The sequence below is a fragment of the Azomonas macrocytogenes genome (assembly GCF_014191985.1).
Lineage (GTDB): Bacteria > Pseudomonadota > Gammaproteobacteria > Pseudomonadales > Pseudomonadaceae > Azomonas > Azomonas macrocytogenes.
This window is the reverse complement of the sequence record NZ_JACHXI010000007.1, coordinates 1-14,402: the sequence shown is the minus strand read 5'-3', so window position 1 is coordinate 14,402 and position 14,402 is coordinate 1. Positions and strand designations below refer to the sequence as shown.

At 59.8% G+C, this 14,402-nt stretch carries 9 protein-coding genes; 4 read left to right on the top strand and 5 right to left on the bottom strand.

Annotation, left to right across the window (positions count from 1 at the left end; genetic code table 11):
• Positions 1-25: 25 nt before the first annotated feature.
• Positions 26-1,687, bottom strand: a complete 1,662-nt coding sequence (locus FHR87_RS08685) for an OpgD/OpgG family glucan biosynthesis protein (RefSeq protein WP_183166331.1) — start codon at positions 1,685-1,687, stop codon at positions 26-28.
• 538 nt (positions 1,688-2,225) lie between these two features.
• On the opposite strand from FHR87_RS08685, the gene FHR87_RS08680 reads away from it, so the two are divergent.
• Together FHR87_RS08680 and FHR87_RS08675 are read left to right on the top strand one after the other, a co-directional pair.
• The gene (locus tag FHR87_RS08680; protein WP_183166330.1) at positions 2,226-2,438 is read left to right on the top strand and encodes a hypothetical protein; all 213 of its coding nucleotides are present in this window, start codon (positions 2,226-2,228) and stop codon (positions 2,436-2,438) included.
• Between the two features lie 280 nt (positions 2,439-2,718).
• Complete coding sequence (locus tag FHR87_RS08675; RefSeq protein ID WP_183166329.1) at positions 2,719-4,626, top strand: pyruvate kinase; 1,908 nt, start codon at positions 2,719-2,721, stop codon at positions 4,624-4,626.
• A 36-nt stretch (positions 4,627-4,662) separates the two neighbouring features.
• On the opposite strand, the gene FHR87_RS08670 is transcribed toward FHR87_RS08675, so the two are convergent.
• Both FHR87_RS08670 and mprF read right to left on the bottom strand, forming a co-directional pair.
• Entirely contained in the window at positions 4,663-5,916 is a 1,254-nt protein-coding gene (locus tag FHR87_RS08670; protein WP_183166328.1) for a virulence factor family protein, read from the bottom strand.
• A gap of 10 nt (positions 5,917-5,926) precedes the next feature.
• Entirely contained in the window at positions 5,927-8,548 is a 2,622-nt protein-coding gene (gene mprF / locus FHR87_RS08665; RefSeq protein WP_183166327.1) for a bifunctional lysylphosphatidylglycerol flippase/synthetase MprF, read from the bottom strand.
• Positions 8,549-9,259: 711 nt separating this feature from the next.
• Between mprF and pvdQ the strand changes: the two genes are divergently transcribed.
• A complete protein-coding gene (pvdQ, locus tag FHR87_RS08660; protein ID WP_183166465.1) occupies positions 9,260-11,530 on the top strand; it encodes a bifunctional acylase PvdQ in 2,271 nt (756 codons plus the stop codon).
• 75 nt (positions 11,531-11,605) lie between these two features.
• On the opposite strand, the gene FHR87_RS08655 is transcribed toward pvdQ, so the two are convergent.
• Positions 11,606-12,205: a 3-keto-disaccharide hydrolase gene (locus FHR87_RS08655; RefSeq protein WP_183166326.1), complete on the bottom strand. Its 600-nt coding sequence runs from the start codon at positions 12,203-12,205 to the stop codon at positions 11,606-11,608.
• Positions 12,206-12,419: 214 nt separating this feature from the next.
• Between FHR87_RS08655 and gap the strand changes: the two genes are divergently transcribed.
• Positions 12,420-13,409 carry a type I glyceraldehyde-3-phosphate dehydrogenase gene (gene gap, locus FHR87_RS08650; RefSeq protein WP_183166325.1) on the top strand — a complete coding sequence of 330 codons (990 nt, stop codon included), beginning with the start codon at positions 12,420-12,422 and terminating at the stop codon, positions 13,407-13,409.
• A 155-nt stretch (positions 13,410-13,564) separates the two neighbouring features.
• On the opposite strand, the gene FHR87_RS08645 is transcribed toward gap, so the two are convergent.
• Positions 13,565-13,774 carry a hypothetical protein gene (locus FHR87_RS08645; protein WP_183166324.1) on the bottom strand — a complete coding sequence of 70 codons (210 nt, stop codon included), beginning with the start codon at positions 13,772-13,774 and terminating at the stop codon, positions 13,565-13,567.
• Positions 13,775-14,402: the final 628 nt, after the last annotated feature.

Below are 14,402 nucleotides of genomic sequence, written 5' to 3'. Positions count from 1 at the left end.
AGGGCCTCAGGTGCCTAAGGCTAGATCAACCCCACTTGGTATTGCTTTGTGGCCAGTTCGGGTAATTGCGCTTCTCCGGTGCCGGCGGGAAGTACTGATACAACCAGGTTTCACTCAGGGCACGGTCGGCGGTGCGGATGAACAGGCGCATATTTACCGGCTCGACACTGTCGTCGGTGGGATACCAGTCGAACAGCACTCGATAACCCTTTGTATCGGGAATCTTCAGGACATGGAAATCCTGGGTTCGGCCATTGGAAACGCTCAGCACCGGCTCGATGGCCGTTCCTTCGGGCAAGAGTTCCAGCCCACCACCGGTGAAATCGATGGAAAAACGCCGAGCCCAGACATGCGGGTAATGTTCGCCAGGCGCCCAGCCTTCGACGAAACCACCTATGCCGGAACGGGTGGAATGGACCTGCGCCAACGGGGTTCTGACCGGTGGCAGGTCGCTCCAGTGCAGCTTGTAGCCGAAATTCAGCGACTGTCCGGCCTTGACCGGCTCCTTGGGCGTCCAGAAGGACACGATGTTGTCCAGGGTTTCGCCGGTAGTGGGCAACTCCAGCAGCGAGATCGCACCCTCACCCCATGGGGTAGTCGGCTCCACCCACAGGCTCGGGCGGCGGTTGTACCAGTCCACGGTGTCCTGGTAGGTGCGGAAATCGTGATCGGTTTGAACCAGCCCGAAGCCCTTGGGGTTGGTGTCGGTGAACGTATTGAACTGGATGTGTGGCGGATTGTTCAACGGCCGGCAAATCCATTCCTCGTTGCCGCGCCACATGGCCAGGCGATCCGAATCGTGAATTTCCGGATGCAGCGTGTCGCACATGCGGCGCTCGTGGCCGCCACAACTGAACATGCTGGTCATGGGGGCGATGCCCAACTGGGTAATGTCGCGGCGTGCATTGAGATGCGCGTCGATGGCCATCACTACCCGGTCGGCCAGGCAATCGATATCGAAGGCATAGGCACCCGTGACACTGGGCGAATCCAGCAACGCATAGACGGTAAAGCGCGTGCTGCGCGGAGCCGGCTGGACGAACCAGAACTTGGTGAAATCCGGAAACTCCTCAGGCTGGTTGGAATAACTGTCGATCGCGACACCGCGCGCCGACAGCCCGTACTGCTGAGTCTTGTCCACTGCGCGGAAATAGCTGGCACCGAGGAAGGACACGATATCGTACTTGTCGATCTGCGGTGCCTTGAACACTTTGAATCCGGCAAAGCCCAGATCGCCCGTCAATTGGGACTTATCCACACCGCTGTTATCGTAATTGAACAGATCGGGACGGAAGTGTACTTCCCGCGCTTCGCCAGTCCTGGGGTTGACGTTGTACATCCGAACCGGCTGCCTGAAGCCCATGCCGACATGGAAGAACTGCACATCAAGCTGGCCTTGCAGCTCGTTCCACAGTGAGCGGTTGGAATCGTACTGAATAGCGTTGAACTGCAGTGGAGTCATGCCGGCCAGGGTCGGCGGCAGCGTCTGGCGAGTATCGACATAAGGCTGCCCGGCGAGCGCCTTGGCCTGGGCCTTGAGGGTCTCGAAGTCGAAGCGCTCGGCTTCGCCATTGGCCGCGTCGGGAGCTTCTTGTGCCAGGATACTTCCAGCATAGAAAGTGCCAATCGGCAAACCAGTGTAAGCCGCCAGGGCCATGGATGTTTTCAGGAAATCTCTACGATGCATAAAAAACCTTTCGAGCCAGTGTGACGCATCCGGACGACATGCCTGTACTCCGTCTTTATTCTCGATGCCTGCTCCTGAGACCGGAGCGGCCGACATCAGGCTGGGTCCAGCGCTATGGGCTGGGAAACTGATGGACAGTAACGGCAAAAGTTCTGCGAGTGCGCTGATATAGCACATTCGAAGCGCGCTGCATGCCCCCAGGTGCCCGGCCCTGGCATCATTGAAACAGGATGTTTCATGCGGAGGAAAGATAAACCTTGAAGTGCGGCCCATTTATCGGCAGAAAGATATCATCTAGCCATTATTAGCCATCTGATTTAAATTTAATGAAGCCAATAGAAAAGCATTATCCCGGTATTTCCCCCAGGAGCCGATAGGATAATCGTGGTTTCTACCGGCGCGGCAGGTACCGTCGAGCAGTAGCAGGGAGATGAATCATGCAGTATCGACCCAACAACCCACTGTATATGCCTGGTTTTGGTGCTTTTCACCGCCAAACCCGTTGCGGGCGGATTCACTTCATAGCGGGAGGTGCGGCATGATTCGCGCCCTGTCATTGGCAGTAATAGCGCTGGCACTGGTCTATTTCACCGGCTGTTTCGTTGAAGAAAAAATGGACCCCATGTTCTGGTCGCAGGACACCCGCCTGATTGGGCTGCTGTTCGGCATCCCGCTCGCCTTGATGGCAATGAGCCTTTCCAATCTACGAGACGATCACCAAGGGCACGCGAAAGGCAATCCGCACGCCTGATTCGATTTCATGGCCGACAACAGAACCGGCCTTTCAATTTTGCTTTGACGTTTCTCTGCAAAGGCCAGACGGAATCATTTCTCGTCTGGCCTCTTTTTTGGCCCTTCGCAACACCGTGGAAAGCACGATCCACCTTTCCGGGACACGCAACAGACCCGATCCGTTTCGCGCCAACCGATCACGCCACCGGCCTGTCGTACAAGTTTCATGAAAGATTTCCGCTCCCGCCGGGTCTGAGGATCATTACCGACGATTCGCCAGCGATTCCCGGAGGTGGGCCTTGAGCGACAGGAAAAACAGCCGCAGCAACCAAGCCAGAGGCAAGCCGAATACGTCGCACGAACGGGAAACTTTACTGGCGCAGCTCGTGGCCTTGCACGAGGAAATGCAACGCACCCCGCTGCCAACCGGAACGGCAGGCATACATCCGACGTATGCCGAAAGCGCCCGCAACCTGTTGAGTTACCTGGCTCTGCGCCGCCACGATATCAGGCCGCTGCAGATCCGCCTGGCCCGCCAGGGACTTTCCTCGCTGGGTCGTTCGGAAGCCAGCATTGACGTCGCCCTGAGCGATGTCATCGGGATACTGGAGTGCCTGATCCGTGGCGAAACGCAATCACGGCCGGCACAGACGCTGAATATGGAGCAGGCCGAGCGCCTGCTCGCCGAACATACCCGCGCCCTGTTCGGTAATCCACCCGCCATGCGCGACGTACGGATCATGGTCACCATGCCCACTGAGGCAGCCTGGAACTACGCCATGATCCATGACTTGCTGGCGGCCGGCATGAACTGCATGCGCATCAATTGTGCCCATGACGATGCCGCCACCTGGCAAAAAATGATCGAGCACTTACGGCATGCGGGAAAGACCCAAGGCAAAGCTTGCCAAATCATGATGGACCTGGCCGGCCCCAAGCTGCGCACCGGAAACATCGACCCCGGTCCCGCCGTGCGGCGTATCCGTCCCAAACGCGATAGCTTCGGCAGAGTCACGCACCCGGCGCGGGTCTGGCTCAGCGCCGAAGAAGACCCCACGCCTGCGCCTGCCCCAGCCGATGCCTGCCTCCAATTACCAGGCGAGTGGCTGCATCGCCGCAAGATCGGCGACACCCTGACGCTGCGCGATGCCCGCAAGTCCAGGCGCCGCCTGCACATTGTCGACGCCAGCGCCGCCGGCTGCTGGGCCGAGCTACGCAAGACCGCCTATGTCATTCCCGGCCTGCCACTACGCCTGCAAGGCGGCAAACGTGGCGACAAAGCCCGCATTGCTCCCTTTGCGTCGGGTGAGCAGACGATTTCCCTGTGGGCAGGCGATACCCTGATTCTTACTCACGACATGCAGCATGGGCATCCCGCCACGCTCGACAGCAGCGGCCAGGTACTTACCCCGGCCACCATCGGCTGCACCCTGCCGGAAGTCTTCGCGCAGGTGCGCGCCGGCGAACCGATCTGGTTCGACGACGGCAAGATCGGCGGCGTGATCGAATCAGTCAGCGACGCGGCGCTGCGGGTTCGCATCGAGCATGCACCGGACGGCGTCAAACTGCGCAGCGACAAAGGCATCAACCTGCCGCAGACCAAACTCGAACTCGACGCTCTGACCGCAGAAGACCGGCAGGCACTGAATTTCGCCGCACGCCATGCCGATGTCATCGAGCTGTCCTTCGTCAATCGGGTCGCGGACGTGCACATGCTGTTCGAACAGCTCGAACGCTTGGATGCCAGCGACCGCGGCGTGGTGCTGAAAATCGAGACCCGTTGTGGCTTCGAAAATCTCCCCGCCCTGCTACTGGCCGGCATGCACAAGCCGCGCTTCGGCGTGATGATTGCCCGGGGCGATCTGGCCGTGGAAAGCGGTTTCGAACGGCTGGCCGAATTACAGGAGGAAATCCTCTGCCTCTGCGAAGCGGCGCATGTCCCGGTCATCTGGGCGACCCAGGTGCTCGAAACGCTGGCCAAGACAGGTGCGCCATCGCGAGCGGAAATCACCGATGCCGCGATGGGCGTTCGCGCCGACTGCGTGATGCTCAACAAAGGCCCGCATATACTGAAAGCCGTCCATACGCTGGACGACCTGCTACGGCGCATGCGCGCCCATCACAACAAAAAGCGGGACCTGTTGAGAAAACTACAGGTGGCGCATCAACCGGCACTGGCCGGAACCGGTACGGACCAAGCCACCTGAACGCAAAACGGCGGAAAATGCCCTGCCCGCTGCGTTTCACTCCTTCGTGCGCTGCCGAATGGCATCCAGCAGGTGTCTGGCCAGGGCTTCGTAATCCTCGTCGAAGTGATGGCCACCAGGCAGGCGCAACGTTTCACCGGGCGCTCCGGGCAGGGTGCAACCGCTGTCGTCGGCATCCTCGCTGCCATAGACACAGAACACCTTCTGCGCCGGAATTTTCGCCAGCTCCGGACCGATGACGGTTTCCTCGCCGGCCTGGCCCAGCCAGCCCTGGACCTCGATCTCGAAACTGCCAGTGCGCGCCAGGGCCAGCAACAGCATGGCCTGAACCTGCTCTTGGTCTCGCGCCGGCAGCCGGTTGTAGACAATCGGCAGGATATCCGCACCGAAGGAATAACCGGCCAGGACAAAACGCTTCGCGCCCCATTTGTCACGATAGGTCTGCATCAATTGCTCAAGATCGGCCGTGACCTGCTCGGGGCTCTTGTGTTGCCAGAAATAACGCAATGCATCGATTCCTACCACCGGGTAACCCTGGCTGGCCATGTATTGCGCCGAAGCGCGATCCAGATCGCGCCAGCCGCCGTCCCCGGAATAGAAGAAGGTAACGAGATCAGATGGCTTCGCGGCCGGGACTTCGATCACCGGAACCGGATCGCCCTGCCCCTGCAGGGAACGCTTGAGCTGGGTGAAGAGAATCTGCACCAGTGGTGTGCCGTAGTTGCCGATCACGTTTTCCGTACGCGGCTGGTCTCGGACGAAGCGGGAAGTATCGGGATCAGGGTTTTCATTCCAAGCCGTGACCCATTCGCCGTGTGTGGCCGAGGTCGGTAGCGGATTGGCGGAACAGTCCGGCCTGGCCAGGGAAAAACCGACCGAGATCGCCCTGGCCTTGTCGTTGCCCTGCGTCGATAGCCAGCGCCAGGCGTAGGCCGCGCCGTTGTCGATCCCCGCTACCAGGTCCGGCGTAGCACCCAGCAGGTCGATGCTGGCAGCGATTTGCCGTTGTTGCGCGGCACAGTCATCCGCCGGGAAGACCAGTTGCACAGCCCGCGCCTGATTTTCTTCGGCCAGGCTCGCCATCTGCTCGTCGCTCAGTCGCAGGGCTTCGGTCGCAACGATCAGAACTCGCACGGCGGGATCGTTGGCGGGAATGGCAAGCATCATGGGACTGCCGTCGGGGCCTTTGCGGTGCTCCAGGCGGGCTTCGTGCGGCAGCCAGAAATAGAAGAACAGCGCGGCGAGGACAAGCGCCACAAGCGGAACGAGCAACGGCCAGCGAAACTTCATGAACATATTCTCAGCGTTTTACCAATCCAGTGAGGCCACCCGCGATCAGGGCAGCGGTATCGGCCATGGCCACCAGCGGATCGAGGCCGGCCGGCACGGCGAGATAGCGGGGCTCCCAGTATGGCTGGAATTTCTCCTTGAAGCGGCGCAATCCCTGGAAATTGTAGAACTGCTCGCCACGCTGGAACACCAGGGCGCCGAGCCGCTGAGACAAGGGCGCGCCACGGCGCGGCTGCAGGCCGGAGAGCGGCACCATGCCCAGACTGAACTGCGTGTAGTCGCGGGATTTGAAATGCAGGATCAGACCGAGCATCAAGAATTCCATGGTCAATTTTGGTGCCTGCGGATGCACCCGCATCAGATCCAGGCTGGCCAGTTCGGCCATATCGGTCTCCAGCAGATTGGCGAAGGCTACCGCCCGGCCCTGGAAACGCACGACCGCGATCCGGAAGCGATTCAGATAATCCGGTGTGAAACGGCCCAGGGAAAACCCCTTTTCGCGCACCTGTTTGCCGATCAGCCAGGCATCGGAAATCACTTGCAATTCCTCCAGCGGTGCCTGACCGGGTTCGTGGAACTCCAGCTGTAAACCGTCGCGCAGGCCACGGCTGCGGATGTAGCGCAGATCCTTCATCTCCTTGCCTTTGTTTTCCAGCTCGAAGCTGCGCAGATCGACCCGCGCTTCCTCGCCCAGTTTCACCGCGATCAGGCCGATGTCCATGTACAGCGGCAGGTTCTCAGGCCGGACCTGATAAAACACCGGCCGCGCGTGATGTAAATCGCACAGATCACGGAACTGCCAGACCAGCTCAGCGCGCACCTGGCTCGGCCCGATGGGGTCGAACAGTGCAATCATGCTGCGGCCCTGGCGCGCATACATCAGAAAAGCCTGGCCCGCAGGATCGAACAGCAGTGCCTTGTCGCCGCTCAGTGCCAGGCCGCCGTCCGGCTGGCAGGACTGGCGGACGATCGCAGCGGCCTTGTCCAGCGCTTGCGTACACGGCACCGGAATGACCGGCGGCCGGGCCCGCAGCAGCCAACTCAGCATCAGCACCGCCAGCAACAAGGCACTGCCCAGGGCCGCCCGCAGGCCGCGGGGCGCATCGCCATCCAATTCGAATTGCCACCAGAGCTGATTGCTATAAGGCACACTCTGATAGGCAAACAATAAAAGCCAGATCGATGTCGCCACCACGCAACTACTGGCCAGCAGATACAGCGGTGCCAACGGTTGCACCATCAGCCGGCTGGGCCGGTAGAAGGCCGGTCGGAACAGCGCCAGCAACGCGGCGATGACCATCGTGACGATGGCCTCTTCCCAGTCGAAGCCCTTGAGCAGGGACATCGTTGCACCGACCAGCAAGAGCACGATGGTCAGTGCCCAGGCGGCGGAGAGCCGGCGCCACAGACCATTGGCCAGGACCAGGCAGAACACCCCTACCAGACTGGCGATGAAGTGCGAGGCCTCGATCAGCGGCTGGGGAACCAGAAAGCTCAATGCCTGCAGGCGGCTATCAATGGATGGGGTCACCCCCGAGAACAGCAGTACCACGCCAGCCAGAAATACCAGCAGTGACAGGATCGGCGCCGCCATGCCGGAAGCCAGTTCCACCGCCTGCCTGGCGGATAGCAAGCGCCGGGCCTCGGCAAAGAGCAGCATCAGGCACGCGATCAGCAATGGCAGCAGGGTATAGATCAACCGGTAGAGCAGCAGGGCCGCGGCCAGCGCCGCCGTCCCCAGCTCGTTGGCGAAAGCTGCCAGCAGGACGGCTTCGAACACCCCCACGCCACCGGGTACATGGCTCAAGACACCGGCGACCAAAGCCAGCAGATAGACGAGCAAAAAGACACCGAACGGCGGGTTGGCCGGCAGCAGCAGATAAAGCACGGCAGCGGCGGCAGCCACATCGATCACGGTAATCAACAGTTGCAGCGCGGTCAGGCGCAATCCCGGCAGGCGCACGTTCAGCGAGCCGATCTTGCACAGCACGCAGGCCGAGGCCGGTTGCTCGGGCTGGCACCAGCGCCGCAACGCGAAAACCAGCAAGGCATAACCCGCCAGCAGGAGCGAAGCGACCGTCGCGATCAGCGTTTGCGGCAGATGCAGGACCAGCGCCGTGCCCGACAGGTCACTCAACGCCGCCAGCGCCGCCAGCAGCGGCAAAACGCACCCCAGCGACAGGCTGGCGAACAGCGATATACGCATCACCTCGCCAGTACCCAGGCCATGGCGCGAATAGCTGCGCAGGCGCACCGCACCACCGGACAGCATGGCCAGCCCCACTGCATTGCCGATGGCAAACGCGCCGAAGCCTCCTGCCATCAGCACCTTCCACGGCAAGGACACGCCGGCATAGCGGCACGCCGACCATTCGTAGCCGAGCATGGCGACGAAACCGATGACCGTCATCAGCACTGCACCGAGTAGCGCCCAGCCGGAAACCGACGTCAAAGCGTCGAGCAGCGCCGGCAAGTCAATTTCGTGCAGCAGATGGAAACAGGCAACCAACGCCAGCCCGAACACCACGAAAATCGCCACCATGCCGATAAGTCTGCGGTGGTTATGCAATCGTTGAAACAGCGATGGCTGAGGCGAAGCGGAAGAAGAAGAAATAGTGGGAGGGATGCTCATCGGTTGACCTCTGCAACGGGCCTCCCTTCTAAGTAATAACCTTGCCTGAATGCAAGAGCGGCGGAGAAAATCCATGGCTTTCCGGCATGGCCCGTGCTGCGTCAATCATAATAGAAGCGGCACGCACTGTTCTTCGTCTGGCACAAGGCGCGCCCCTCCTGTCGCAGGACCTGTGGACGCTGATCGGTCTGCTACAGCTTTTACCTGATTATGCTTTACCGCCCGCCCGCACCACTGAAATATCTCCTCACAGCACCGCTCAGACCGCTTTTTACGGGTTTTACGTTGTTTTTTCCTGGGCGAGGTAAAAGCCGAACCGGAGTAATTTGATGTTTTTTTCACCAACCGTTCACATCGAAACGACAGAAGCGGGAGCAGACTTCCCCTGTCTTCCGAATTACCCCCTCCTGGCCGCCGACAAGCGGCCTTCTTTTTGCCTGCGGACTTCCTGACCAATGGCCGGAATCAAAGGGGAACGACCACGCTATTGCCTTTGTCGTTGCAGCTAATACCCACCGGCAACACAGCAAACAGTTTCTGCGTCAGTGCCCGGATAAAGTTTGCAAGACATCAAGACATAGATAGCCCCGCACTTAGCCCTGACGAGGGTATGCTGGGGACCGATCTTTCGCTGTCGGGACGACCGATCACAGTCCCCTACAGACCGCTAGTTTTCAGGAGAACGGATTAGTGCGTAGAACTTTCGCAACCATGGTCGGAGCTCTGCTCGCTTGCACGGCCACGCAAATACTGGCCACAAACGAGGCAGACACGGAAACAGAAATCCGTTGGACCACCTTCGGCGTACCACACATCAAGGCAGCCAACGAACGGGGGCTCGGCTACGGCATCGGCTACGCTTACGCACGTGACAACCTTTGCCTGCTGGAAGAGGAAATCGTCACCGCACGCGGCGAGCGTTCGAGATTCTTCGGCCCCGATGGCAAATCCTCGGCCCGGATCGCCAATGTCCCCTCGGATTTCTTTTTCCGCTGGCTGAACGACGACGCTGCCGTGGAAGGCTTCTGGGTTGCCCAGCCCGTCGCGATTCAGCAGTTGCTGGAGGGCTACGCCGCCGGTTTCAACCGTTACCTGAACGACACTCCCGAGGCTGAACAGCCGGCCGCCTGTGCCGGCAGCGACTGGCTGCGACCGATTGCCAGTGCAGATTTGATTCGCCTCGCCCGCCGCCTGATTGTCGAAGGCGGCCTCGGCAATTTCGTCGAGGCGTTGATCGCCGCCGCCCCGCCGGGGCAGGAGCAGATCGCCAGCACCAATCTGCACCTGGACTTCGCCCAGGCGGCCCGCCGCCGCGCGCAATTCGGCGAGCAGACGGGCAGCAACGCCGTAGCCATCGGTAGCGACCTGTCGGACAACGGCAAGGGTATTCTGCTCGGTAATCCGCACTTTCCCTGGTCCGGTGCGGCCCGCTTCTACCAGATGCACCTGACCATTCCCGGCAAGCTCGACGTCATGGGTGCCGCCCTGCCTGGCATGCCAGTCATCAACATCGGCTTCAACCAGCATTTCGCCTGGAGCCACACGGTCGATACGTCCAGCCATTTCACCCTGCAGCGCCTGCAACTGGATCCCCAGGACTCTTCTCGATATCTGGTCGACGGCCAGTCCCGGCCGCTCGAAAAGCGCATCGTCAATATCGAAGTACGCAACGAGGATGGCATGCTCGCCAATCTCGAACACACGCTATATCTGTCCGAATACGGCCCGCTGCTGAACTGGCCCGGCCTGCTCGGTTGGGACGACAAAACGGCCTACGCCCTGCAGGACGCCAACCTGGACAATACTCGCGCCATCCAGCAGTGGGTGGCGATGAACGAAGCGACCAGCCTCGCCGAGTTCAAGGCCTCCATCGAACGGCTGCAAGGTATTCCCTGGGTCAACACCCTGGCAGCCGATGACCGGGGCCGGACGCTGTACATGAATACCGCAGTGATGCCGAACGTAACCCTCGAACAGACCGCCGACTGCCTCGACAAAGCCATGGCCAAAGAAGGCCTGCCCGTGCTGGACGGCTCACGCAGCGCCTGTCGCTGGACAGTCGACAAGGAAGCCGCGCAGCCTGGCATCATGCCCGTCAGCCAGCAACCGGTTCTTGAGCGCAGGGACTTCGTACAGAACTCCAACAGCAGCGCCTGGATGACTAACCCCGCCGCACCGCTGACCGGCTTCTCGCCGCTGATCAGCCAGGCCAAAGAGCTCAATCCGAGAACGCGCTTCGGCCTCACCCAACTAGCCCGCCTGGCCAAGGGCAAGATTACCCCGCAGCAACTGGAACACATGGTGACGGCCAATCAGGTCTATATGGCCAACGTCCTGATGGCCAACCTGTTGACCCTGTGCCAGGCCGACCAGGCGCCGCAAGATGTCTGCACCAGCTTCCATCGGTGGAATCGCCAGGCCAACCTGGGCGACAACGCCCGCGCCCTGCTCTATTTCCAGCGTTTCATGACGCATTTCCAGGAAATTCCAGCAGCCTGGCGCGTTCCTTTCAATCCCGCCGATCCGATTGGCACGCCGCGCGGTATCCTGCTGAGCAAGCCGCACGTCAAAGAACAGGTTCTGCAGGCACTACACATCGCGCGCGATGAAGTGAACGAACTGGGCATCGCGGAACACGCCGCTTGGGGCGAGGTGCAGAAATCCTCCCGTGGCGACGAACAGATCCCGATTCCCGGCGGCGGCAGCAACCTGGGGGTTTACAACGCCATTGAAAGCCAGCCCGAAGGCGACAGCTATCTGGAGGTCATCGGCGGCAGCAGCCATATCCAACTGGTACGTTTCACCGACGCAGGGCCGCAAGCACGCGGCATCCTGTCGTTCTCGCAATCCGCCGACCCTACCTCGTCACACAACCGCGACCAGACTTTGCGTTTCTCCCGACAGCAATGGCACACCCTGCCATTCACCGAAGAGCAGATAAACGCCAGCCTGTCCGCACCGGTCCTTTTGCTCTCCGAGTGAGATGCCAGCAGCGCGGGAGTCGCCTGGCTCCCGCCCTTGCGCCAGCCACAGGAGAATCCCTCCAGCCAGCGACGTTCAACCCAGCAATTCGACCGACAGCCGCCTGAAGCACACCGCATCGCCATGATGCTGCAGTACCAGATGCCCCTGCGGCGCACGGGCGAAATCGGGAAAATCACCGAACTCGCTATGCGCGATGCACTGGCGCAAGGCCGGATCATCCAGATCGTAGGCCAGTACCTGACGGTCTTTGAGCCAGTGCTCGACCCGATTGCCTCGCACAATCACCTGCCCGCGCAAGAAATGGCCTTCGCGCAGGTCGGTGGCGAGCCAGGGCGGCAGCAACTGGCATAGCGCACCGTTGCTGGTCGCCGGATTGCCGCCAGCAGGATGCCGAGCGTCGTCGAGCAATTGCATTTCCGGCCCGCTTTGCCAGGCTTCCTGAGCCGCCTCATCGACCCGGTACAGCACCCCGGAATGGCCACCGGCAGGTAACCGAAACTCGAAACGAAAAGCAAAATCCCGATAGCACTCTCGGGAAATCAGGCCGACCTGCGGCGCTCCGGCGATCGCCCAGAGCTCTTCGCCGGCATAGCGCCAACTGGCCTCGGGGAATTGTTGTCCTTGCCAGGCACGCCACTGGTGTGCATCGAGCCATGTCTTCGTGGATACCATCTCAACCTCAACCAGGTAGTTACTGCTTGCATCTCGGCCAGCGATAGCCGCAACCATTCAGGCCCGGGGCATCCGTGGGGTCATTTGAAATTACGACTGAATGACAGCGATCAGGTTCGCCAACCTCCGGTCAGTGGTGTCTTGCCACATGGAAACACCGCAACAACGAGTGGACTAAGCTCAAGGTAGTCCATTCCGGCAGAGGAGAACTGCGATGCGTATCGCGATCAATGGTTATGGCCGCATCGGCCGTACGGTGACCCGGGCCCTGTTCGAGCGAGGCCTGGACAGCGAAATCCAGATCATTGCTATCAACGACCTCAGCGAGGGCAAGACGCTACTGCAGCTGACCCGCTTCGACTCCACATTCGGGCGTTTTTCTGGTGAAGTATCGCTACAGGATGATTACCTGACGATTCGCGATCAGCCGATCCGCCTGCTGCGCGAACCGGAACCGGGCAAGCTGCCCTGGAAAGAGCTGGAAATCGACGCGGTGCTGGAATGTACCGGCCACTTCAAGCATCGCCTCGAAGCGGAAACTCACCTCAAGGCCGGCGCCAATCGGGTATTCGCTTCACACCCTTTGGACCATGCCGACCTGACGGTGGTGTACGGCGTCAACCATCAGCTTCTGGGTGGCCAACAGGTGATCTCCAATGCCTCCTGCACCACCAACTGCCTGGCACCGGTGGCCAAGGTGCTGCACGAGGCGTTTGGCATTCGCCAAGGCCTGGTCAATACCGTGCATTCCTACACCAACGACCAGAGCTTGCTGGACAAGCCGCACAAAGACCCCTACCGCGCCCGCGCCGCCGCATTGTCGATGATCCCAACCACCACCGGCGCGGCCAAGGCCATCGGCTTGGTACTACCGGAACTGGCCGGACGGCTGGATGGCCTGTCGATACGCGTACCGACCCCGGACGTCTCGCTGCTGGACCTGACCTGTACCGTCGAGCGTGCACCGGCCAACGCCGAGGCCGTCAATCGCCTGCTACAGGAAGGTGCCGGACAAATGCCCAAAGATGTAATGGAATGCAACGAGCTGCCGCTGGTTTCCAGCGACTTCAAAGGGTATCCAGTGTCCTGCGTGGTGGACCTCAAGCACACCCGCGTGCAGGGCGACCTGGTCAAGGTCCTGGCCTGGTACGACAACGAATGGGCCTTCGCCAATCGTATGCTGGATGTGCTGAGAATCTGGTAAGAAGAGCAGGAGATAGCTTCATCCGTACAGAAATGATCTGCCTGGGTGGAGCTATCGGAGAAGCGCCGAACCAGAATGGTCGGTTTTCCGGCACCCCGACCGCTTATCCGCCGCGGTCGTCGCCAAGTGAAGTGAAGCTCTACGCAGTATCGAGGTCAATCCTCGAATACCCGGGTGGAAGTCCTCACGAACCCCCAACCAATCATGATCGTGGGCAGAGTCATGGCCGGCGACATACCCATGGTTTCGTAAAGAACAAAACAGAAAGGCAGTGCCAGAAGTAGCACAAAAAAGGCCAGCATGAGTTCTTTGAGCCAGGCCTGTTGCGATTTGGGAGTAATCTTCGGTATCTCGAGCTTTTTCATGGTTTTCTACTCTTTTTGTAAGAGGATTTCACTGCTGCCCTCAAGATACGTAACAAAATAATACAAGCCAAAGCATCTTGAAACAAACAGCGTCCCGATGGAACCCATGACTCGAAAGTGTCAACCAAATCGATCCGACACAATTTGGCCCCGGTCAACGATTCGGTATTCGAGTCGAGCCCCGGAAACAAAGAGTGAAAAGCAAAAGCCGCAACGGGACCCATATTCTCCAGACCAGAACCCGGCCGGGAAAATCCAGACGCAATTTTTGGGCGCAAGTCAACCGATAAACGGGCACACCACCAAGGCTACCGGGCAGCTACAGCCCCTTCCCCCAAAATAACTGGCGAGGCCTTGACCTCTTCAGCAAAACGGATTTGACCTGCTGGCGAGCCCCCAAAGCGGTTATTAAAAAGCCTACTTGAACAACAAAAAATTCTTTTTATTAAAAAAGTATTTATTGCAATTACACTTCCAATAATCTTTCCTGCCTGTTTTTGTTGTTTAAACAACAAAAAATACACAAATTAACCGTGACTTTTTCTTGTTTCATTGATAGTTTCCAGGCAAAACAAATCCAACGCCGTGGAGCCCGCCATGCATTCTCGCATCATCGAAGTAACCGAGC